Below are 22,372 nucleotides of genomic sequence, written 5' to 3' on the forward strand. Positions count from 1 at the left end.
ATGTTAATTGCTCAACCTTTGAAAGGAATCATTTAAGAAATCTCCATTATAAACCTTATGTAACATATCAGCATATAAATATTGGAGCTGTTCAAAGCTATGATGTAAGTTTTTTGAATGCTGATTTACTTGTTTTGACACATTATCGAAATACTGTGGAAGTTTTTCTACCGCTGTGACTAAAGAATCTTTATTCATTAATAAATGTTGAATAGCGTTTAATAGTTGTGCTGCTCTATGTTGTATATCAAGAGGAGGTAATTCAATTATTAAACGAAGGATATGACGCCTCTCTTTATTTATTTGATACCATTTAAAAAAGTGAAATAAATAGTCACTAACAACAATGGATTCATTTGGAATAATGGCAATGATATCATGACCGATGCACACAGCTTTTTTACATTGATAAATAATGGTTTCCTTTAAATTTAATTTGTTGAGAAGAATGCTTTTTGCAGGTACCAGTGACAAATTTAATGAATCAACCGTGTGATCAATCTTTGGCACTTGACTAGCATCATCATCTACCAATAATTTCAATAGTGTTGCTTTGGTGATAAAAGGAGTACCTTCCCTAGTAAAACATTGATCGTTCACAATTAAATGACCAATTTGGACTTTTGCTATTTCTTCTAAAAAAAACTGCTTCACCATGTATGAACCCTCCAATCCTCTGTCCCAATTAATACCCTAAATACAATCTTCATTAACGCATACCTAGTTATTTATTTAGGTCATTTGTCTGGATAAAAGTATTACTCTAAAGATTGTACCATTTTAATGTAACTTTTTCTCTATTATACCACTATAATAGTATAGTCATTTCCATTGTTTTTCACTAGCTTTTAACATAGAGGTGAATCATATGTCAGATTTTTTAAAGCTAGTAGGTGAACAACTTCGGATTATTCGATTATCTAAAGGACTTAGCCAAGAAGAAGTGGCTGAAAGAACAGGGAAGTTAGGTTTCAGTAAAGGAAGAGTTTCCAATATTGAGCATGGACAATCTAATATTACCTTAAGTACTTTGGAAACAATCATGAAGGCATTAGACATTACCCCTGAGGAGCTATTTAATTTTCAAAAATTATCTGGCGTTACTGATATTGAGGAGAAAAACCTCATGCTAGACATTCATCGCTCATTATTAAGAGAACGAAATTTAGACGAGGTAAAATATGTAGTTCGTATAACGAAGGATTTTTTAGATACGATTGATTCTCAATCAAAGAAAAACAGCTCTAACGGTCAATGACCATTGGAGCTGCTTTTTTATTTCAAAGTAACTTTTAGTAGCTACATACCAAACTTTTGACGATAGCCGCATTTTCTACATAATTCTTCCACAGCTTCTCTTCTTGAGAAGCCTTCAACAATCTTATTGGCACGCTCCCCTTCAACAATGTCGGAAAAGGATTTTTCATGTACATTTCCTAAATTAATGACACCTTCCCCATCCAAACAGCAAGGTACTACGGTACCATCCACCAATATAGCTGCTTGACTACGCAGTGCATGGCAAAAACCCTTACCTTCATCCTCTGGCTCTAGGAGACTTGGCCATCTAAACTCATGATCCTGATTTAAATATACATGAGGGGCAATTTTTACACCTTTACCAGGTTCTACTTTTTCTTCTATACGATAATCAAGATGATACTCATTTTCTAATATTTCTAAAGTCTCGCGGTTGCGACGAGCTGCAACATCCGAAACATGATCCTGTTGTAGATTCCATAAACGATAGGAAATAATCGTATTGTATTCCCTAGAATCTCGCACAAAATCCAATATATCCTCTAAATATTTTTCACGATTTTCAGAGCCTTCATGCCCATCAAAGCTATGCAACGAGAAATTAATTTGACGTAATGCTGGCTTTCCTAATATTTTCTCGCGATTTTTTTTGATTAGCGTACCATTCGTTGTAATATTGACTTTGAATCCTTTTGCATGGGCAGCGTCTAATAGCTGATCAATTCTTGGATGTAGTAATGGCTCTCCTTTCACATGCAAATAAATATATTTTGTATGTGGACGAATTTCATCTAATATTTTATTAAATTGTTCGACTTTTATAAGCCCCTTTGCACGCGCTGTAGGTGGACAAAAACTGCATGCTAAATTACAAACACTCGTAATTTCTATATAAACCTTTTTAAATGTTCTCAATGTTGCTTCTCCGTTCCCATTCACTAAATAATCAAATCTCATTCATTTTAACAAATTTATTGGATAGATAGCAAAAATCGTTGAGCTTTCCCTAGACACACCTACCTTTTCTCTAGGTAACATGGCTACACGTACAGGTGGGTTCAAGAAGCGCTAATATCTTAATAGTAATAGGAAAGGAAGGGAGGAGAAACGATGTCTGGTTTTAATTCTAAAAAATTTTATGGACCTGACGAACCTGAGCAGGAATCCTCTAACAAACAAGGGAAAAATCATATAACAATAAACTTCACATTCAATATAGGAAATACAGATTTTCACTTTGAGCAACGTGCAGAAGGCGGAGGCCAAATCAATCATGATGTAGGCACAAATGCCAACCAAGGTGGACAAAATGCTAGTAACGGTAGTCACACACGCAACGTCAATTCGCAATTTGCTGACGGTAATGGAAGAAGTGGTATTGCTGGTAATAATAATGACGAAGCTGGTGGGCAACAAGGCATTAAAGTACGGGATAGTCTTGTCATTGAAAGTGATATTCATTCATCCTCTAACCATAGTGAAAGTAATGAAGAAACTGATGTATTAACTGAAGAAGATGAGTAGATTGGTTTCAAAAAGATCATGTCAGTAGCAAAAAAAAGGCCATTTTACACGAAGAGGCTCTGTGCTCTGCCACTGGAAAGCAAGTAGCCTGCAACCGATTGTTGACCTTTCAAAAAAAATACTATTGATGGTTTTGTTTTTCAACACGATGAAAAAACTTCTATCTGCTTGATGGTACCCTCAACAGATAGAAGTTTTTTTATTATACATTGCGTTTATAATTTTTTGTGCCGTCATATGAATAGAGCATCGGCTTTTTATCGACATAGGTTTCTAAATGAACAGGACGTCCCCATAGCTGGTAAATATAAGGTAATACATTTTCTAAATAGTGTGGATCTAACTCCATCCCTTCATAGCCATGAACTAAATATAGCTCGCCATTCCGCAAATAATCGCCATTTTTTACCACAATATATGGGAAGCCTCCGTTTACACGCATGGATACGAGTTGATCGCGAACTATCTCATGATCCTTATCCGTTATACGGTATTCATTCCCTTTCTTTTGGAACAAGTACAAATCTTCACGCTTCGCTAAATCCTTTGTTAAATAGTTTCGAATAAAGGAAATATCTGATTCTACCTCTCTTACCTCAAAAATCTTTTCACGTCCCGTATTTGGCAAAACACCTAACCGTTTCATTTCCTCGGTAGGATTATTATAGCGATTTTCAATATCCTCGAAAATTTTAATCCCAAGATAATATGGATTAATCGATGTTTTGGAGGGCTGCACAACCCCCGCATTTAATTTGGCATATTCGATAGTTTCAGCAGTAGTTAACTTTAGCTCCCTCATGATTCGTTGATGCCAGAATGAGGCCCAACCCTCGTTCATTATTTTAGTCTCTAATTGAGGCCAAAAATAAAGCATTTCCTCTCGCATCATTGTTAATATATCTCGTTGCCAGTCTTCCAATTCACGGCTATGTTCCTCTAAGAATAACAACAGGTCCTTTTCTGGCTGAGGAGGAAATTGCTTTAATCTGCGTCGAATTGGTTTATAAACTTTTTCTTTTTCTTCTATACTCCATAAATCATCATACGGTGATTTTGTTGGTGGTTTTTCCTCCTCAAGCTCATCCTCTTCACTCCAGGATAGCTTCGGTCTTAAAATTGACGGATCAATATGTTCTTGAATAGCTAAAACAGCATCTAAAAACTGCTCCACCTCATCCTTGCCATACTCTCTCTCATAGCCAGCTATTCGCTCCGCAGTTGCGGTCATACTTTCTACCATATCTCTTCTTGTATTAGAAAAACGTATATTATTTTTGAAGAAATCGCAGTGTGCTAGAACATGGGCAATAATCAATTTATTTTGGGTTAAAGTATTGGTATCGAGTAAAAATGCATAGCAAGGATTTGAATTAATGACAAGCTCATAAATCTGACTAAGTCCTAAATCATATTGAAGCTTCATTTTATGAAATTGTTTTCCAAAGCTCCAATGGGAAAAGCGCGTGGGCATACCGTAGGCGCCAAATGTATAAATAATATCTGCTGGACAAATTTCATAACGCATTGGATAAAAATCTAAGCCAAAGCTTGAGGCAATTTCGGTAATTTCATCTATTGCACGATGAAGCTCTTTTGTGTCCATTTTACGCCCCCTCCTTTGAACGTGGTGCTGAGGATATTTCCATGTTACTCTTCACTTTTCTTGAAAAAGCTCTTTAAGGCGTCATACACATCGCCTTTTTTTCTCAAAATATGGTATCTGAATTTAGGATCATCAATTTTTTTATACGTATACATAAGCGTTGAGAAACGGTTATGCTGATTCACCTCACCATAGCCAAACATGCTGGATACATCCATTAACTCTCCTACTAACTTCAAGCACTTTTCATTGTCCATCGATATATTTTCACCATCTGAAAAATGGACAGGATAAATATTGTAGCGAGACGGATGATATTTATCCTGAATTAATTCCAATGCCTTTTTATAAGCTGAAGAACAAATGGTTCCACCACTTTCGCCCTTTGTAAAAAACTCCTCTTCTGTGACAACCTTTGCCTCAGTATGATGAGCAATAAATTCAATTTCTACTGTTTCATATTTTGACCGTAAAAACTTCGTCATCCAAAAGAAGAAGCTTCTCGCACAATATTTTTCAAATGCGCCCATTGAGCCACTTGTATCCATCATGGCGAGCACTACTGCTTTGGATTCTGGCTTCTCCACTTCATCCCATGTTTTAAAACGTAAATCGTCATTGTGGATTGGCGTTATTTCTGCTTTCCCATGCATCGCATTGCGCTTTAATGCATTTAAAATGGTACGCTTTTTATCGACATTACCCATGAGTCCTTTTTTACGAATATCATTAAACTCTATTTTTTCTGTTTTAATATCTGCCTTTTCTTTTTGCTGTAAATTAGGTAACTCTAGTTCATGAAATAAAACATTTTGAATTTCCTCAATACTGACTTCCGCTTCATAATAATCTTGGCCAGGCTTGTCACCCGCTTCTTTTCCTTTACCTGGAGCCTGATTGGCCTTACTGCCATCCCGCGCTACTACATCTCCAACACTACTATCCCCTTGTCCCTGCCCTACATGCTTAGAGTTATCATAGTTATATCGAATTTTATATTCATCAAGTGACCGAATTGGTATCTTAATAACCTCGCGACCATTGGACATCACAATACTTTCTTCGCTAACTAAATCAGGTAAATTATTTTTAATCGCATCTTTCACTTTTTCCATATGGCGTTGTTGGTCCTGGTGCCCTTTACGATGGAGGGACCAATTTTCCTGAGAAATGACAAAGCGTTTATTTTCGTGTTCAGTCATTTTTATCCTCACCCATCTATCAAATTCGCTTTTTCTATACTATGCTTGTGAGCTAAATTTTTGAACTTTTTTCATAAAATCAATTGTATATTTATCAATCACGCCTCAAACGTCCAGATTTTTTTCGACCATGCTCTAAAGTATCTCTTCAAAGTCTCGGACATCTTCTCCTCCTGATAATAAAAGGAGTGCCCTAAAAATGGGACACTCCTATCTTACTTGGAACAATGAACATCAAGTTATCGATTGAGCAAACTTCCTACATACTGTAGCAACTCATTTGCTGATGTTGTATTATAGCCATGTTCATCAACAAGCCTTGCCACAACCTCATTAATCTTCTTCAGTTGAGATTCATCTGGCATTTTAGAAGAAGTAGTAATTTTAACGATATCTTTCAAATCTGCAAATAATTTCTTCTGAATGGCTTCTCGCAATCTTTCATGAGAATTATAATCAAAACGTTTACCTTTTCGTGCATAGGCAGAAATTCGAATGAGAATCTCTTCACGGAATGCCTTTTTAGCATTTTCTGAAATGCCAATTTGCTCCTCAATCGAGCGCATTAATTTTTCATCTGGATTCATTTCTTCCCCAGTAAGTGGATCATAAATTTTATTTTTATTACAGAATGCCTCTACATTATCAAGGTAGTTATTCATCAATGTTTTTGCTGATTCCTCATAGGAGTACACAAAAGCCTTTTGTACTTCATTTTTAGCAATTTCATCATATTCTCTACGAGCAACCGCAATGTAATTCATGTATTTTTCACGATCCTCTTGAGAAATCGATGCATGCTGATCTAACCCATCCTTCAATGCTCGTAAAACGTCTAATGCATTTATCGATGGTATCTCTTTGCGGATAATAGCAGAAGAAATACGGTTAATAATATAGCGTGGATCAATACCGTTCATGCCTTCATTCGGGAACTCTTTCTTCAGCTCCTCTAAGTCAACGGAATTAAATCCCTCCACATTTTCTCCGTCGTACAAGCGCATTTTTTTAATTAGATCCACACCTTGTTTTTTCGGAACTTCCAAACGAGTGAGAACCGAAAAGATTGCTGCGGCCTTTAAAGCATGCGGTGCAATATGGACATGGGACATATCGCTCTCTTTTATCATCTTTTCATAAATATGCTCTTCCTGACTAACTTTGAGGTTGTAGGGAATTGGCATAACGATAATTCGAGAATGTAATGCCTCATTCTTTTTGTTCGAAATAAATGAACGATACTCTGTTTCATTTGTATGAGCAACGATTAACTCATCTGCACTAATTAAAGCAAATCTTCCTGCTTTGAAATTTCCTTCCTGCGTTAATGATAATAAATTCCATAAGAATTTTTCATCTAGTTTTAGCATCTCCTGGAATTCCATCATTCCTCTATTGGCCTTATTCAGCTCCCCATCAAAGCGGTAAGCACGAGGATCCGACTCTGAACCAAATTCACCAATTGTAGAAAAATCAATACTTCCTGTTAAATCTGCAATATCCTGTGATTTAGGGTCTGATGGTGTAAATGTCCCTATACCCACACGTTTATCTTCTGAAAAAGTAATACGTTCAATCATTACATTTTCAATGCGTCCATCGTATTCCTTTTCAAGACGCATTGTATTTAAAGGCGATAAACTTCCTTCAATTCTAATCCCATATTCCTCAAAGAACTCATTACGCAAATGATGTGGAATTAAATGGAGCGGATCTTCATGCATTGGACATCCCTTAATTGCGTAAACTGCACCTTCATCTGTTCGCGAATATTGCTCTAATCCGCGTTTTAGTAAGGTAACGATAGTTGATTTACCACCACTAACTGGTCCCATTAATAATAAAATACGTTTTCTAACATCTAACCTGCGTGCTGCTGGATGGAAATATTCCTCCACCAGTCTTTCAATTGCTGTTTCAAGCCCAAAAATTTCTTGTCCGAAAAATTTGTACATTTTTTGCCCATCGCGTTCCTCTACACCAGAACTTTTTATCATATTGTAGACGCGTGAATGGGCTGTTTGAGCAACTTCAGGTCTTTCCCTAATGATGTTTAAATAATCTGCAAATGTCCCTTCCCACTTCAGCCTGTTTTCTTCTTCGCGATAGTTTTTCACTTTATCTAAAATGTTAATAGCCTTCCCTCCATTCAGGGCTTGATTTATAACATAGTATGAAGTTAATGGCATGATGATACCATTACTTTTTCTTTGATGAAGTTTCTTCTTATTATTTCTATTTTTGGGGGCAAAAAAATTGCCGATATATCAACTGTTTTCATACATAGAACCTTACTGAATGAAGATAAAAATTTCGGTTATTCTAACGTTAGAAAGGAGGTCCATCATTGCATCGCCATTTTATATTTCTTTTCACATTTTTATTTTTAGGGATTATGCTGTACCCTTCTGCCTCTTTTGCAAAGGAGGATCTTACAGAAGAAGAAATTTTACAGCAGCGTATGTCCTATTATGTACAATTCGATGAATTACTCATTCCCTGGCATTTTTTAGCTGCTATCGATCAGTATGAGAGAAACCTACAATCAGTTCGTAAAGACATCCCTAAACGAGAAGGCTATTTGGCTATCCAATTTTCTGATGAATACTGGTCAGGTGCATTAAATCCTGTAAAGGAAGACACTTCTCCTGAGACAATTAGCTATTTCGGAGGAATGGGCCTTGACGGTAATCATGATGGAATCGCTAGTCCAAAGGATGATGAGGATGTCATTTTTTCGATGGCTAGTTATTTAGGGAAATTTGGAACAACAGATGAGGATTTTAAATTAGCATTATGGGAATATTACGGAAGCGAAGAAGCAGTCAATCAAATATTTACCATCTCCACATTGTACAGACATTTTAAAACTATAGAACTTGATGCACATACCTTCCCGCTAAATATCCGCTCTGATTACAGTTACAGGGGCACTTGGGGCGCCAATCGTGGTTGGGGTGGACGCCGTATTCATGAGGGAACTGATATTTTTGCCAGCTATGGAACGCCTGTATTATCTACCTCTTTTGGAATTGTTGAGGTAAAAGGATGGAATCAATTTGGTGGCTGGCGTATTGGTATTCGGGACAATCATAATTCCTACCACTATTATGCCCACCTCGGTAGCTATCATAAGGAAATTGAAGTAGGTACAATTGTAAAACCTGGTACTGTTCTTGGCTATGTTGGAAGCTCTGGCTATGGAAAAGAAGGTACATCGGGCAAATTCCCTCCACATCTTCATTATGGTATTTATAAATTTAATGGAAAAACGGAATGGGCTTTTGACCCTTATCCTTCCCTTCTACAGTGGGAACGCCAGGCGAAAAATCAAAAACAATAGAGAATCCTTTACTTATGGCACTTGAAGCATTTTGCTTCAGGTGTATTTTCTTTCTATATAGGAAATTCTACATAAACATATAAATTAGTTGTTAGACATCTGTATATATTTAACTATTAAGAAAAGGAAAATAATTATATCATTGTACTAAAAAACTATTTTTAAATATTTCTATCGAAAGGCTTATTAATACGCATAATTAGTTATAAAATAATACTTGTGTTGAAAAAATTTCTCAATGAGATAGTAAAGGGATGGGAAAATGAAAGGCATTATCAAGTTTAAAACACTTAAAACACGAATTTTAAGTGCATTTATTCTTTTGTTAGTTTTAGTAGTTAGCTTTACAACCTACACTTACAATTCCAATACAAATATGGAAAAACAAGCAAAAGATTTAGTGAAAGAAGATTTAGTTGTTTTAGATGCAAGTAAAAATTTAGCACTCTCTATGAGTGTCCGCCTATCTGCAGCGTTAAATTATGTGTTGACAGGTGACGAAAAATACAAAGAATCATTTGATGAGTATCGCAAAATGGCTGAGGAAAATAACGCTATTCTAGACAAATATGAAAAATCAGATGAACGCGATCAACTTGTAGCAATTGCCCGAGATTGGAGTACCCTTGTCAATACAGAGGTATTTGATATCTACCAAAAGGGCAATAAAGAATTAGCTTTAGAAAATTTAATGGATACACATGAACTCGTAACGAAAGTGCGATATGGTTACGAAAAACTGGCAGATGAACGCGCTAAAGCCATTACAGATGTCGGTAATGATGTTGTATCAACTAGCTCTGAGAATCGAACAATTGGTATCGTCTTTAGCTTGATTCTAACTATAGCTGGTATTCTAATTGCCATTATCACAGCCAGTACCATCTCTAAACCTGTTACAGTAGTAGCCGACCGGATGAAAGAATTAGCAGATGGAAATTTGCAACTAGAGCCTTTGCCTGTAAAAACACGAGATGAAATTGGAACGTTAATGGTAGCAGCCAATGACATGAACGAAAAATTAAAACAAACGATCCAATCTATCTACTCGGTTTCTGAAACAGTAGCAGCTAGTAGTGAAGAACTTGCTCAATCATCGAATGAGGTACAAGCAGGTACTGAGCAAATTACAGTAACGATGCAAGAGCTGGCATCTGGTACAGAAACACAAGCATCTACCACAGGTGATTTGGCAGAAACAATGACAGCATTTAAGCGTAGCATTCATGAAACTACACAAGAGGGCATTGAATTAAGCGAACATTCTAGTCATGTTCAAAAATTAACGGTTTCAGGGAAAAGTTTAATGGTGCAATCTACCAAACAAATGGCTACAATAAATGAAATTGTATTAGACTCTGTGAAAAAGGTAGAAAATTTAAATGAACAGTCTGCTGAAATATCCAAGCTAGTGTCAGTTATCGATGATATTTCAAACCAAACAAATTTACTTGCATTAAATGCAGCAATCGAAGCAGCACGAGCAGGTGAGCATGGCAAGGGCTTTGCTGTTGTGGCAGATGAAGTCCGAAAGCTTGCTGAGCAAGTACAGTTCTCTGTCACGGATATTGCAACAATTGTCCAGCGTATTCAAGGTGAGACTGGCAATGTAACATCTGCCCTTCAGACTGGCTATGAGGAAGTAAAAAGAGGAACCACACAGCTCGATGAAACTAATGAAACATTTGAAAAAATTTCTGATGCTGTTGGGGATATGATAGTTAATATTTCAACGATTACAACGAATTTAAATCAGCTTGCTCAAAATTCGGAAACCATTAATGCTTCTATTGATGATATGGCCTCCATTTCACAGGAATCCGCTGCTGGCGTTGAGCAAACAACAGCAACTGTTGAGGAAACCGCCGCTACAATGGATGAAATCGCTAGAAGTGCAAATCAGCTTGCTGGAATGGCCGAAGAGTTAAATACGCAGCTACAGCAATTTAAAATTTAATCATCTAAACAACAAAGGCTATCTCAAATTTTTCTATTTTGAGATAGCCTTCTCTCTTATTGCCAATGACTTATTGGCACTCGTTCCAGTTCATGACGTTTAATAATAACACTTATCTTTTGAAACCATTTCTCACAAAGCTCTATGGCTTCTTTATAGTCGTCCTCCTCTTTTGATATTGGATCTTCACTATTATCCATGAACATATATTCTTGAATAGGCTCTGATAAATGATCTACTACTAACTTTAGCGATAGCTGTGAAATTGTATCTTCTTCTACCTCCTCTTCTTCTATTTCATCTGCTTCAGCAAGTAAGGAACCACTCATTAGATGATTCTTTGTTCTAACCGTAAATACTTCATCTTCCATGATGGCAACCTCATATATTCTGTTAAATGGAACCTCTATAATTTTTAGTTCTTCGTCTAAAGCTTCTCTTCGGGCGAAAATAAGCATGTTTGTCTGTTCATTTAACAGTAAAGCATTTAAAGCATCATTGGAAACTGTACATTGTGTATGAGGAATAGCCATTATCTCCTCCTCACTAGCTTCCGTCATGGCTGTCAAAGTTTGTATGGAAATATAACGCTCTTTTAAATAACGGATACTCCCTAGACCGACTAAAGCCAGCCCGATTAAAAAAAATAGTTGCTTAATAATGACTAATTCAATGGCATTTGCTAGATAAAGATAGACAATCCCTAATAAAATGAAGAAAATATTTTTCATCCAATTCCCGCCTTTATCAAGATAATCACTAGAAAAATTCAGATGATGTACTAGCAATAGTATTCTTGATTCTATCGTTTCATTCTAATAAAAAACACGAATTCATTGAACTTTACAATGAATCCGTGCTTTTGCTTTTAACGACCAATTAGCTCTTCTTTACTACTTACGTCGTCTAATGTTTTATCTTTTTCTATTTTATGCATCTCAAGAACATGCTCAGATGGCGGAACGAGTATGCTCACCACGACAATTGTGATACCAGTTATAACAACACCTGAAAATACAGGAGCCTGCCATAATTCATTTAATAGACCTATGAAGCCTTCTGATTGGATTGTCAGACTAGGTACGAATGTTAGTGATGTCACAATGTAATAAACTAAGCCAACGGAAATACTTGCCCAAACTGCTGGTGTACTGACACGTTTCCAAAATGGTCCTAAAACGATTGGCCAGAATATTGTTACGAATATAATATCCCAAGCTAAATAAGCTAAATCAATTACTTTTTGGAAGCTTACAGCTAGCACTAAACCTAATAAAGCACTAGCTAGAATAATAGATCTCGAAAATCTTAATAGCTTCTTAGGATCAGGATTGTGATTAATAAAATCTAAATAAATATTCTTTGTCACAATCCCTGAAGTCGCTACATAACATGCAGCTACTGTAGACATCCCCATGGCTGCCATGGCTGTTAAGAAAATAGCTGCTAATAAAGGAGGAAAATAACCTTGTGCAAAGGTAAGCATCAATGTTTCTGGGTTTGTGCTTTCAGGATAAATAGACTTAAAGGCTTCCCCTAGCATCCCTGGAATCCAGCTAATTGCAATGACAATAATACCAGCAATAATCATGCTTCGTTGTGCCACCCGTGGACTTTTTGCAGCAGCTACCCTCTGCCCAAGGTCAACTGCAGGGATATCTCCAAGTGCTAGTACAAGATACAAAGTCCAGAATTCTGCTCCTGCCTTCTCAAATAATGTACTGATATTCCACCACTCGGGATTAAATGTAACGTCTGGATAGTAAAACAAAATAAAAATGGTAATACCCAAAATACCTGCCACTGCAAGTGCACCTTGTACGATTTCAGTATAGGCTACTGCCCATAAACCACCAATAACTGAATAAATAGCCGTTAGCGATACAAATAGAAGCGCCGCAGGTATAAAATCAATTTGCAATAATTGCTGAATAATATACGTTCCACCAACTGTTAACGCCGCTGCATTAAAAACTCCAAAAGCAATTGCCATAACAACCCCTGTATAGGCTCCTAGCTTTTTACTGCCATAGCGTAAACCGTAGTAATCTGCTAATGTCCAGCCCTTTAAACGTCGCAATGGCTTTGTCCAAATGAGTGCTCCAAGAATCATACAAGTCCCTAAACCACCCATTGTTGCCGAACCTTCAAAGCCACCACTTGTATAGCCAGAGCCTACCGCTGCAAAAAAGAAGGGAGCTGCTAATAATGCAGCGACTAAACTACCCGTGACAACGGATAAAGGCATGCTCCAGCCAGCAACAATTAAATCCTCGGCTGTGTTGACACGCTTATAGCCTTTATAGCCAATATAATAGATAAATAATAAGTATAAGCAAAAGATAATAATATTTAACATTATTTACTCCTTCGTTTTCCATTAACCGTTCATTACGACCCCACCATTTGGCGTTAAAATTTGACCTGTATAGAAGTCAGCATGATTAGAGGCTAAAAATAATACACTTTTCGCAACTTCTTCTGGTTGTGCTAAACGTTTTAATGGATATTTTGCGGATTCTTCCTCCACATAGTTATCGCCAAACTCTTGTAGAATGTCCGTAAATGTTCCACTAGGAGCAACTGCATTGACAAGTATAGAAGGTGCTAATTCTCTTGCTAAAGCCTTTGTAAAAGCATTAATAGCACCCTTTGCAGCTGAATAATGCGTGAATTCTTCACAACCCAAGCTACCAATATCAGATGAAATATTGATGATTTTTCCTGTATTACGTTCCTTCATTCTTTTTGCTGCTTCACGGCAATTATAGAAACAGCCATATAAATGAACTTTAATCATACGATCCCACTGCTCATCCGTTAAATCTGTAATGCTGGAACCCTGTGCAAATCCAGCGTTATTTACAAGAATATCAAGATTCCCGAGATGCTCGTCCATAAATTGATGCATCGCTTGTACTTCTTGAGAGTTAGAAACATCTGCGTGGAATATTAAAGCTTTCACACCCAACTTTTCTGCTTCTGCACGTACAGCTTCTGCCTCTTGCTCATCCCCAATATAATTAATTAAAATATTGGCTCCATGTTGCGCAAAGCCTAAAGCAATTGCTTTACCGATTCCTTTACTAGAGCCTGTAATTAAAACATTTTTTCCTGTAAAATTAATGTCCATTATGATCATTCTCCAATTTGAATTTTGCCACTAGACCTTGCAGCTCTTCTGCTGTTTTGCCCAGTGATGAAGAGGCATCCTTTACTTCCTGCATGGTAGATAATTGCTCTTGTGTAGAATTCGAGACATTTGAAGAGAACTCTGCTGACTGCTCTGCAGATTGTTTAATATTATTAACAGATGCCGCCACTTCTTCTGAGGATGCAGAAATTTGTTGTGAGGCTGCTGAAATTTCACGTATTTGGCTAGCTACTTCTTCTGAGGAAGTAAGAATTTCTTTAAAGATTTCGCCTACTTCATTGGTAAATGCCATCCCTACCTTAACATCCTCTTTACCTTTCTCCATAACCGTGATAGAAGCGTTTGAATCAGACTGAATAGAACTAATTAAATTGTAAATTTCTGTTGCTGATTGAGAGGATTGTTCAGCTAAGCGTCTCACTTCATCCGCAACAACGGCAAAGCCTTTACCGTGTTCACCTGCTCGTGCCGCTTCGATCGCAGCATTTAAAGCTAATAGATTTGTTTGATCAGCTATAGCAGTAATTAAGCTAACAATTTCACTTATTTTTTTAGTATTAACATGTAGTCCATTAATGGTTGTCCCTATTTGTTCAACAGAATCATTAATTAACTCCATTTGAGCAATAACTTGTTGTACAACTTCATTGCCTCGTTCAGAAGCCTGTGATGCTGAAATAGAGGATTCCGCAGCTACATTTGCAGAATCAGCAATTTGCTGAATACCTGTTGCAGTTTCTTCCATAGCAGCAGCTGTTTCCTCTGTCATGGTCATCGAGGCCTCAGCATTTTGTGTAATTTGATTCATGTCTAGTGCAATATTTGTTGAGCTGTTATAAGTTTCACCAGCATGTACCGTTAATTGATTGGCTGCTGAAGAAACGTGATTGGATGTATTGCGTATGTTTAAAATAATATGTTGCAAATTAGCCACCATTGTACGAATGGATTCAGATAATTTACCAATTTCATCCTTCGATGTCTCTAAATCCACATCTATTAATTCACCATTTGCCACTTGATTGGCAACGTTCACTACTTTTTTCAGTGGCTTTAATAGTCGATCTATAATTATGTAAACTAAAACTAATAAAATTAAAATGCCGATAATGGCAATGACAATTTGCTTAATCACACTTGTTTTAATAATCGTATTGATATAATCAGCGGAGTAATCAATCCCTAATAGGGCAATCAGTTGGCCATTATCATCTTTAATAGGACTAAAAACCGTTCTCCAAGAACCAAAAGGATCCTCGAATATATCAGTTACCTCTGTACTATTATTTTCAATAGCTAATTTTGCTGTTTCTACATGTTCATCCGCTAAATCAGTAAAAATTTCACCGGCTTCATATACTTCATTTAGATTAGAGGTATAGCCAATTGGATTGACGCCACCCTCATCCTTGACATCCCAAATATAACTCCAGCTCATAATACCTTGCTGGTCCTGAATCATATCAAGTTGCTTTTGGATCTTTGTAAACTTTGCGTTTGTTTCCCCTTTTTCGGACAGCAAATCTTTTACTTCATCACTGTCTAAGTTCATAGCTGTTAATAAACCAACACTTTTTAATTCTTGCTCCAAATCCACATTCATCCGATTATTCAATTCACTAATACTTTGCGTCGTAATAATAGCGATAAGCAGTAATACAACGATAGAGACTGTTAGTAAAAGCTTATTTTTTAATGATGTGTTTTTTAACAACTTCATTTCCCCTTTTCCTCCTTTGAACTTTACTTGCAAAAAAATGCCTATTTCAAAAGAAATAGGCATAAAAGAACAAAAACTAGAATGAGAATGATACAACTAGCACTCTTTTGCAACCCAGCCGCCATAGCATTTATTGCCTTAGACCTGTAGCTTTGCGTCTTTACTTTTCAGTAAATTTGCCTATATTTCCCTACCAAAATTAACACAGTAGGTAAAAGTAGTCAATGCTCTCTACTTAAAACATACATATTTTATACTAGCTGTTCCTTCATTAATAATTATATAAATTACTTAATTATGATTCATCTATTGAACAAAATAAAAACAGCTACAACCTCAATTAGCGTTGTAGCTGTCCACTTTCAATTCACTTACCCCTAAGTGTTTGAATAAATTATACGTTTTGTGTGACAAGTAATACGGAAGGTATAAAGGATAACGCAAACATAGCGATATACCATACGGAAGTACGACGTAATGAAAAGCGTACTTTTTTTCGTTCCGCATAAAAAATATCTAACATAACTGCAACAATAAAAGGCATTGTAATACATGCAATAGCTACTAATAAGATGTCAAAATAAATCATACAAGCACCCCTTTGTCTGTGAACATTTTTCATCTTTTTTGTGAACATTTTGTGATAATTTTATTGTACACATTTTCGTCACAAATTGTCAACGAGTTTTAAAGAAAAAAATGGCACTTTATGATTGATATCCATTGTGCATTATGCTCTATATTTATATGTTAGGCCCCTTAAAAAATTTCGTACGAATGAATCGCCACACTCTTTATAATTACGATGACTTGGATTTCTTAAAATAGCACCTAATTCACCTTTTGTAACTTTAATGCCGCCGTCATATAAAATCTCAAGCATCTCCTCAGTTGTTAAAGCTAAAGCAATTTTTACTTTCTTTAGCAGCATATTATTTGGGCTTTCTTTACCTGACACAGGTAAAGGTCCAACAGCCTGTCCTTCTCTTGGTTTCTGAGGCCCGCGTTTAAAAGTAATTAATCCATTTAAAAATGCCTCTAACATTTTATTATTACATTTGATGTATTCCTCTGGCGCTTCTTCCTCATCATTAATCTTAATCAGCATATTTAATACTTCTTCCTTTGAATAATCCATGCCACCAAGTTTAAAAATTTCTACCATATCTACATTTTTTATATCGAACGCATAGCGTAAACGAATTAAGATATCATTATTTGTCATTTATATGTTCCTCCTTTAATTAACCTTATATAGTAAAGAGCCAGGCTTAATTATAACAGAGAGTTTGCTGATTATTGCTAGCTTTCCACAAGTTGTTGTTGTTAGCAAATAGCGTGTGCATTTCCTACTTTTTAAATGTATGAAAAATTTAATCGCAACCATTCTAAGGTCAAGGAGGTGAGAACAATGGCTAACAATAACCGCAGTTCAAATAAACTTCTAGTACCTGGAGTACATGAGGCTGTCAATCAAATGAAATATGAAATTGCACAAGAGTTTGGCGTTCAGCTTGGGCCAGAAGCATCTTCTCGCGCAAATGGTTCCGTTGGAGGAGAGATTACAAAACGCCTTGTTGAAATCGCTGAAAAACGTTCAAAAGGTTTATTATAATTAAATACTAATAAGAAAAGAACGAATCCCATTTACATAATTGGAATTCGTTCTTTCGTGCTCTATAAAATTATGCTGTTTGCAATTCCTTCCCTGAGCTCTTAAGCGTTAGCATAACGATAAAGGAAATACAATACAGTGCTGCTAAGTAAATCATCACGACAGTCATATCGTAGCTTTGTAAAATAAAGCCTACAAAGATTGGTGAAAACCCACCTATAGCTCGTCCAAAGTTAAAAATGGTGTTTGTTGCTGTACTGCGAATTTGTACTGGATAAAAGCTACTAATTAATGCACCATACCCTGCAAACATACCATTAGAGAAGAATCCTACAACCGCACCGCCTACTAATATCGCTACTGCACCTGTTGCAAACGAGTAAAAGAATACAGCACATGAAGAGGCTACTAAAAAGATCCCGAATGTTCGCTTTGCACCAAAACGATCCATAAATCTGCCAAACGTCAGCATTCCAATGATCATGCCAACTGCGGTACTAATTGTCCACAATGCTGAGCTTGAAACCGATAAACCTTGCGATTTCTGTAACATCGAAGGTAGCCAAATCATTAGACCATTATAGCCTGCAATTTGAACAGTTGCCATTAGAATTAGGGAGAGTGTTGTCATGGTGATACGAGGTGAAGCAAATAATTGTGCTAATTTCCCGTTCTCTTGCTTATTATTTTGTTGTTTCTGCGCTGCTAACCATTCTGGTGATTCATCAATATTTTTACGTACGATAAAGGCGAAAATAACTGGTAGTAATCCTACAAAGAATAATGCACGCCACCCTAAAGTTGGTAAAATAATAGCACTTAATAAAGCAGCTAAAATTACTCCATATTGTGCACCTACACTGACATAAGAGGATGCTCTACCTTGTTTATTCTTTGGCCAGGCCTCCGCCACAAGCGCCATCCCAATACCATATTCTCCGCCAGCACCTAAACCAGCGATAAATCTATAAACATAAACTTGTTCAATACTTGTTGCTACTCCTGTTAAGGCCGTTCCGATGGCAAACAAAATAATCGTATACGTAAACACTTTTACTCGACCATATTTATCTGCTAATACACCGAAAATAATACCACCCAGTAGCATCCCAATATTCGTGATGGATGAAATCAATCCACCTGTTGCAAGATCAATATTAAATTCTGCAATAATCATTGTCATAGCAAAGGAAATAAACATAATGTCCATTCCTTCTAGCGTTAGCCCTGCCACTGAAGCAACCACGGTTTTTTTACGATAATCCATTCTTTTTAGCCTCCATTTTCTAGTTGTCGATCTCTTTTAGTGAATGGATTATAGCTGTCTTGTCCATTCTCTTTTGAAGCCTCACGGGACTTCCTTTAAAAGAGGGGTACGAAACAATAATAAAAGCCCTTCCGTCACAGAGGACAAAAGGGCATGACAAAGCAAAGATATTAGCTTAAAAATATCACATAGCCCTTTTCAGCCTCTCTGGACCGTATTAAAGGATTTATATATCGTTCATTTATACCGTTCTACATTCTATAAGATTACTGAAGAAAAAGCAATGGTCGAATAGTGGAAATTCAACACGGTATTTCTATAAAGTTTTGAGCAAACTGATAAATTAGATTGGCAGGTACAGCCAAATTAAGGTTTTGACCATCATCGAAGCCTGCTGTAATCAGACCAACCAATCGCCCATGCATATCCAATAAAGCACCACCTGAACTGCCATTTGATATAGCGGCTGTAAATTGAATCATAGACATTTGCCGAATATCACGAAAACCCGAAACAATCCCATCAGAAACTGAGTTAAACAATCCTAACGGACTGCCAATCGCCACAATTTTTTGCCCTCGAACTAATTGTCCATCCATTTTTACAGGTAAAGGATGGCTTATTCTGTCTACCTTCAAAATAGCCAAATCATGCATATCATGATATTTTACAAATTGATGGGTAATATACTCGTTGGTATCATTTTCATAGAGCACAGAATAATATTTTCCACCACCCACAACATGCAGGTTTGTTAAAATATATCCATCTTGGTGGAGAACGACACCAGAGCCATAGCATAAAACCTTGTCATCCTCCCCGAAGGTCTTAATCATCACAACAGATGTGGCTAAGGAGGCTAATTGCTCATAACTCCACTCCTCTGTCGCATTCGTTTTTTGAGCAGGAATGTTCAATTGTCTTGAAGTACTTTTAATAGGCAATGTTATTTCTTTTTCATAGAAATGACGACACATATGTAAGGTAGAAGACGCTTCTATTATAGGGTACATATTGGCAATATCTCCTTTGGGATTCATGTAACAAATATCGCACCCCAGTGACGATAAGAAATATAAAAATAGTAATTCATGCTGCGTAATGTCACCTATAAAAACAATTTTGGGGGACGTTGGATTTTCCTCCGAAAAAATTTGTGGTAAATAATAATCCATCCAATACAAAAATTTAACTGCAAAATTTTTTAACAACGTTTCATTAGGATAAGGCTGATTTTCTTTAAATAGTTGAATCATCTGTTTAAAGCTTAGCTTTTTTGTCCATTCAAGTTGATCACTCGCTAATTTACTGCACAAAGATAGCTTATACAGTAATTGCGGGTTTTCAGCAGCAGTCTGCCACATTCTCCAACTTTCCGACAATCTATCTACATCTTCCTTATTACGAATGACCTCAAGCTTATGCAGTCGTAAATAAAAAATGCTTTGCTTGGAGAAATACTCCTCCATTTTTAGAATCTCATCTTTATAAAAATCTACAGAATCAGGTATACCGATATATCGTAGAAAAACAACTTCCTTCGTAAGAGAATGTTTGTTGTGATTAATTTGCATAAACTCCTGAAAAGTATTTGCTGATTTATTGTATTTAATTTTTAACGGTCTAGTTGTCACAATCATCTTCATACAACTCCTATAAGCTCTTCATTACATATAATGGTACTTATATACAATTCTCTGATGTTTCTCTAAATCCTCTATTGATTGCAAACAAAAAAACCCGACTCTATAAAGAATTGGACGTAGCTTTGGAATAAAGATTTAGAATAACAACTCCCAATGTTTTCTAGTTGTTCATTAGTATTCCATTAGTTGTTAATGCCACTCTAACATAATTAAAAACTAAAAAGATGTTTTATCCATTCAATTTAGTGGAATAGATTGAATGTGAACATATATAGGAGGGATCAATAATGACAGTCAAATTGACAGTAGAAAACGTAGTACAGGCGAAACAAGAAGTGGAGAAATTAGAAGCGCAAGGATATCTTCGAGATAACATTTACATCTTTGCGCACTATGAAGAACGTGAAGATGATATTAACGAAGCACTCGGGACTGAAGAAGCTGGTATTAGCGAGCAAGGGTTCCTGACTTCTCTGAAGAACCTGGTGAATTCCCGTGGAGATGAACTCCGCAACAAGTTAGCTTCTGTCGGATTAAGTGAATCGGAAGCTGCTCAATTCGAGAAGGAACTGGATACAGGTAAATTGGTCATAGTTGCCAATAAGTAAAAACAAACCCGGGAATCCAATCCCGGGTTTGTTTCATTTTACACCTTCGTCTCTGTATTCAAGATAGCCTTTCAACTATTGTCAATGATCTGCTCGAGGAAATTTTCTTCTTCTTCATTAAAGAGTCTTCTTTAGCAATATGGTCCTATTCATAAAGAATGACACTTTTCCTTATTACGGAAAAGCACCCGATAATGGAATAACTAAATATGATTTCCATCAGATTATTATTTCTCCCAAATTAATACTGCACGTTCTAAAACTGAATCCCAAGAATCCTTTCCTCCAGGAACCATCTCTTCTGAATCAAATTCCACATAATATACCGCATCGTTATTTCCACTTTCAGGTAGAACAAAGGTATCTTCTTGTCCAAGCCTCTTTTCATCATCAATCAGGTTTCTCGAAGGTGAATCAGTCATTGTTTTTGTATAATAAATAAAACTCACAATCTTTTTCTCTCCATCAATTTCAAATTCCTTAGGAAACGTTCCGTGAACACCTGCACGGCTTTTGCCATAATATCGGGAAACCAACTGATGATCATTTTGTCTTTCGATTTTGATCAAATCTTCCGAATAAGGAATAACCGTTTCAAAATAGAAAACAGACAAATAGGTCCCCAATAAAATAAGTGCCGTTATGAAAACCGAAGTAATGGAAATGATCACTTTTTTCTTACGCCATTTTTTACTGATCTCTTTAAATTGAAAAGCCTTATTTTCTGCCGGGATATAAAGTTCCTGTTTCATGGCTTCATATTCTTTTTGACATTTTTCACAATGCTGTAAATGTTCGTCTACCATTTCTTTTGTATCTTCACTAACTACCTCATCAACATACAGAGGTAAAACATCTTGAATAATTGTGCATTTAATCTCTTTCATAATTCATCGCCTCCATATACTCGATAATTTGTTTTCTCGCTCTGTAAAAGGTAACCCTTGCCCACCCTGCACTTTTTCCAAAAAGACGTCCTATCTTTTCAAAAGGTAATTCTCCAAAAGTACGTAATGAAAAGACCTCCTTATATGGCTCATTCATCGAGTGAAGAAACTGATGAACCATGAAGGCATCTTCTTCATTCATCAAATGCTTTACAATTTGCACTTCCATACTTGATTCTTCTACTGCACCTGAATCTACTTGTCGTTTCTTTCTTTTGTAGTGTGAGAAATATGTATTTTTCGCAATTGTAAAAAGCCATGCTCGAATATCCTTAGAACCATCAAATTTTTTTATTGCTTTTAATGCCTTAAAAAATGCTTCTTGTGTTATTTCCTCGGCTATGCGCTCATCGTGACTTAATGATAGGATATATAAATAAACTTCTTTAAAGTATTCGTGATAGATTTCCTCAAAGTCCACCTATTTTCACCCCTTTCACTTATATAACTCTTAGAATTTAATTACGTTACAAAAATATGTTATTTTCGATTACCAATCTACAAATGATTCAGGGGCAATATT

General features: G+C 36.3%; 21 protein-coding genes and 1 riboswitch. Of the genes, 6 read left to right on the forward strand and 15 right to left on the reverse strand.

Annotation, left to right across the window (positions count from 1 at the left end; translation table 11 throughout):
• Window positions 1-3: 3 nt before the first annotated feature.
• Window positions 4-657: a hypothetical protein gene (locus tag VK91_RS18200; protein ID WP_048394834.1), complete on the reverse strand. Its 654-nt coding sequence runs from the start codon at window positions 655-657 to the stop codon at window positions 4-6.
• A 211-nt stretch (window positions 658-868) separates the two neighbouring features.
• Here VK91_RS18200 and VK91_RS18205 point away from each other — a divergent pair, with 211 nt between their 5' ends.
• Window positions 869-1,258: a helix-turn-helix domain-containing protein gene (locus tag VK91_RS18205; protein ID WP_004225641.1), complete on the forward strand. Its 390-nt coding sequence runs from the start codon at window positions 869-871 to the stop codon at window positions 1,256-1,258.
• 41 nt (window positions 1,259-1,299) lie between these two features.
• Here the strand turns inward: VK91_RS18205 and VK91_RS18210 are convergent, their stop codons facing one another.
• A complete protein-coding gene (locus tag VK91_RS18210; RefSeq protein WP_048394836.1) occupies window positions 1,300-2,175 on the reverse strand; it encodes a radical SAM/SPASM domain-containing protein in 876 nt (291 codons plus the stop codon).
• 195 nt (window positions 2,176-2,370) lie between these two features.
• Here VK91_RS18210 and VK91_RS18215 point away from each other — a divergent pair, with 195 nt between their 5' ends.
• Complete coding sequence (locus VK91_RS18215) at window positions 2,371-2,784, forward strand: hypothetical protein (protein WP_048394838.1); 414 nt, start codon at window positions 2,371-2,373, stop codon at window positions 2,782-2,784.
• Between the two features lie 202 nt (window positions 2,785-2,986).
• Here VK91_RS18215 and VK91_RS18220 read toward each other — a convergent pair whose 3' ends face one another.
• From VK91_RS18220 to VK91_RS18230, 3 genes are all read right to left on the reverse strand, one after another.
• A complete protein-coding gene (locus VK91_RS18220; protein ID WP_048394841.1) occupies window positions 2,987-4,390 on the reverse strand; it encodes a SpoVR family protein in 1,404 nt (467 codons plus the stop codon).
• A gap of 44 nt (window positions 4,391-4,434) precedes the next feature.
• A complete protein-coding gene (gene yhbH / locus VK91_RS18225; protein ID WP_048394843.1) occupies window positions 4,435-5,592 on the reverse strand; it encodes a sporulation protein YhbH in 1,158 nt (385 codons plus the stop codon).
• 239 nt (window positions 5,593-5,831) lie between these two features.
• Window positions 5,832-7,727, reverse strand: a complete 1,896-nt coding sequence (locus tag VK91_RS18230; protein ID WP_039884612.1) for a PrkA family serine protein kinase — start codon at window positions 7,725-7,727, stop codon at window positions 5,832-5,834.
• Window positions 7,728-7,939: 212 nt separating this feature from the next.
• Here VK91_RS18230 and VK91_RS18235 point away from each other — a divergent pair, with 212 nt between their 5' ends.
• Entirely contained in the window at window positions 7,940-8,935 is a 996-nt protein-coding gene (locus VK91_RS18235) for a M23 family metallopeptidase (protein ID WP_082148176.1), read from the forward strand.
• A 262-nt stretch (window positions 8,936-9,197) separates the two neighbouring features.
• Window positions 9,198-10,892, forward strand: a complete 1,695-nt coding sequence (locus VK91_RS18240; RefSeq protein WP_048394846.1) for a methyl-accepting chemotaxis protein — start codon at window positions 9,198-9,200, stop codon at window positions 10,890-10,892.
• A 56-nt stretch (window positions 10,893-10,948) separates the two neighbouring features.
• Here VK91_RS18240 and VK91_RS18245 read toward each other — a convergent pair whose 3' ends face one another.
• The 6 genes from VK91_RS18245 to VK91_RS18270 form a co-directional block, all read right to left on the reverse strand.
• Window positions 10,949-11,623 (reverse strand): hypothetical protein, encoded by a 675-nt coding sequence (locus tag VK91_RS18245; protein WP_048394848.1) that lies wholly within the window; start codon window positions 11,621-11,623, stop codon window positions 10,949-10,951.
• 137 nt (window positions 11,624-11,760) lie between these two features.
• Window positions 11,761-13,251: a sodium:solute symporter gene (locus tag VK91_RS18250; protein ID WP_048394850.1), complete on the reverse strand. Its 1,491-nt coding sequence runs from the start codon at window positions 13,249-13,251 to the stop codon at window positions 11,761-11,763.
• Between the two features lie 21 nt (window positions 13,252-13,272).
• Entirely contained in the window at window positions 13,273-14,025 is a 753-nt protein-coding gene (locus VK91_RS18255) for an SDR family NAD(P)-dependent oxidoreductase (RefSeq protein WP_048394852.1), read from the reverse strand.
• On the reverse strand, window positions 14,015-15,766 hold the full coding sequence (locus VK91_RS18260) for a methyl-accepting chemotaxis protein (protein WP_009374258.1): 1,752 nt from the start codon (window positions 15,764-15,766) through the stop codon (window positions 14,015-14,017). The genes VK91_RS18255 and VK91_RS18260 overlap by 11 nt, the downstream gene beginning before the upstream one ends.
• 105 nt (window positions 15,767-15,871) lie before the next feature.
• Window positions 15,872-15,957, reverse strand: a riboswitch (cyclic di-GMP riboswitch).
• 203 nt (window positions 15,958-16,160) lie between these two features.
• Window positions 16,161-16,355: a hypothetical protein gene (locus VK91_RS18265; RefSeq protein WP_004225659.1), complete on the reverse strand. Its 195-nt coding sequence runs from the start codon at window positions 16,353-16,355 to the stop codon at window positions 16,161-16,163.
• Between the two features lie 141 nt (window positions 16,356-16,496).
• Window positions 16,497-16,991, reverse strand: coding sequence for a DUF1456 family protein (locus VK91_RS18270; RefSeq protein ID WP_048394854.1), 495 nt, complete (start codon window positions 16,989-16,991; stop codon window positions 16,497-16,499).
• 186 nt (window positions 16,992-17,177) lie between these two features.
• Here VK91_RS18270 and VK91_RS18275 point away from each other — a divergent pair, with 186 nt between their 5' ends.
• A complete protein-coding gene (locus VK91_RS18275) occupies window positions 17,178-17,381 on the forward strand; it encodes an alpha/beta-type small acid-soluble spore protein (RefSeq protein WP_004225662.1) in 204 nt (67 codons plus the stop codon).
• Window positions 17,382-17,451: 70 nt separating this feature from the next.
• Here the strand turns inward: VK91_RS18275 and VK91_RS18280 are convergent, their stop codons facing one another.
• Window positions 17,452-18,648 carry an MFS transporter gene (locus VK91_RS18280; RefSeq protein ID WP_048394857.1) on the reverse strand — a complete coding sequence of 399 codons (1,197 nt, stop codon included), beginning with the start codon at window positions 18,646-18,648 and terminating at the stop codon, window positions 17,452-17,454.
• Window positions 18,649-18,950: 302 nt separating this feature from the next.
• The gene (locus VK91_RS18285; RefSeq protein WP_009374259.1) at window positions 18,951-20,288 is read right to left on the reverse strand and encodes a trypsin-like peptidase domain-containing protein; all 1,338 of its coding nucleotides are present in this window, start codon (window positions 20,286-20,288) and stop codon (window positions 18,951-18,953) included.
• A gap of 293 nt (window positions 20,289-20,581) precedes the next feature.
• Between VK91_RS18285 and VK91_RS18290 the strand changes: the two genes are divergently transcribed.
• Complete coding sequence (locus VK91_RS18290) at window positions 20,582-20,902, forward strand: general stress protein (RefSeq protein WP_048394859.1); 321 nt, start codon at window positions 20,582-20,584, stop codon at window positions 20,900-20,902.
• Between the two features lie 227 nt (window positions 20,903-21,129).
• On the opposite strand, the gene VK91_RS18295 is transcribed toward VK91_RS18290, so the two are convergent.
• Both VK91_RS18295 and VK91_RS18300 read right to left on the reverse strand, forming a co-directional pair.
• The gene (locus tag VK91_RS18295; RefSeq protein ID WP_048394860.1) at window positions 21,130-21,789 is read right to left on the reverse strand and encodes a zf-HC2 domain-containing protein; all 660 of its coding nucleotides are present in this window, start codon (window positions 21,787-21,789) and stop codon (window positions 21,130-21,132) included.
• Entirely contained in the window at window positions 21,776-22,270 is a 495-nt protein-coding gene (locus tag VK91_RS18300) for an RNA polymerase sigma factor (protein WP_048394861.1), read from the reverse strand. Before VK91_RS18300 ends, VK91_RS18295 begins: the two co-directional genes overlap by 14 nt.
• Window positions 22,271-22,372 lie beyond the last annotated feature (102 nt).

This window comes from Lysinibacillus sp. LK3, from assembly GCF_001043675.1.
Lineage (GTDB): Bacteria > Bacillota > Bacilli > Bacillales_A > Planococcaceae > Lysinibacillus > Lysinibacillus capsici.

Bases quoted from the DNA above. Each gene is read 5' to 3' on its own strand.
- VK91_RS18200 (WP_048394834.1), bottom strand. From the start codon at position 657: ATGGTGAAGCAGTTTTTTTTAGAAGAAATAGCAAAAGTCCAAATTGGT.
- VK91_RS18205 (WP_004225641.1), top strand. From the start codon at position 869: ATGTCAGATTTTTTAAAGCTAGTAGGTGAACAACTTCGGATTATTCGA.
- VK91_RS18215 (WP_048394838.1), top strand. From the start codon at position 2,371: ATGTCTGGTTTTAATTCTAAAAAATTTTATGGACCTGACGAACCTGAG.
- VK91_RS18220 (WP_048394841.1), bottom strand. From the start codon at position 4,390: ATGGACACAAAAGAGCTTCATCGTGCAATAGATGAAATTACCGAAATT.
- yhbH (WP_048394843.1), bottom strand. From the start codon at position 5,592: ATGACTGAACACGAAAATAAACGCTTTGTCATTTCTCAGGAAAATTGG.
- VK91_RS18240 (WP_048394846.1), top strand. From the start codon at position 9,198: ATGAAAGGCATTATCAAGTTTAAAACACTTAAAACACGAATTTTAAGT.
- VK91_RS18245 (WP_048394848.1), bottom strand. From the start codon at position 11,623: ATGAAAAATATTTTCTTCATTTTATTAGGGATTGTCTATCTTTATCTA.
- VK91_RS18250 (WP_048394850.1), bottom strand. From the start codon at position 13,251: ATGTTAAATATTATTATCTTTTGCTTATACTTATTATTTATCTATTAT.
- VK91_RS18255 (WP_048394852.1), bottom strand. From the start codon at position 14,025: ATGGACATTAATTTTACAGGAAAAAATGTTTTAATTACAGGCTCTAGT.
- VK91_RS18260 (WP_009374258.1), bottom strand. From the start codon at position 15,766: ATGAAGTTGTTAAAAAACACATCATTAAAAAATAAGCTTTTACTAACA.
- VK91_RS18265 (WP_004225659.1), bottom strand. From the start codon at position 16,355: ATGATTTATTTTGACATCTTATTAGTAGCTATTGCATGTATTACAATG.
- VK91_RS18270 (WP_048394854.1), bottom strand. From the start codon at position 16,991: ATGACAAATAATGATATCTTAATTCGTTTACGCTATGCGTTCGATATA.
- VK91_RS18275 (WP_004225662.1), top strand. From the start codon at position 17,178: ATGGCTAACAATAACCGCAGTTCAAATAAACTTCTAGTACCTGGAGTA.
- VK91_RS18280 (WP_048394857.1), bottom strand. From the start codon at position 18,648: ATGGATTATCGTAAAAAAACCGTGGTTGCTTCAGTGGCAGGGCTAACG.
- VK91_RS18285 (WP_009374259.1), bottom strand. From the start codon at position 20,288: ATGATTGTGACAACTAGACCGTTAAAAATTAAATACAATAAATCAGCA.
- VK91_RS18290 (WP_048394859.1), top strand. From the start codon at position 20,582: ATGACAGTCAAATTGACAGTAGAAAACGTAGTACAGGCGAAACAAGAA.
- VK91_RS18295 (WP_048394860.1), bottom strand. From the start codon at position 21,789: ATGAAAGAGATTAAATGCACAATTATTCAAGATGTTTTACCTCTGTAT.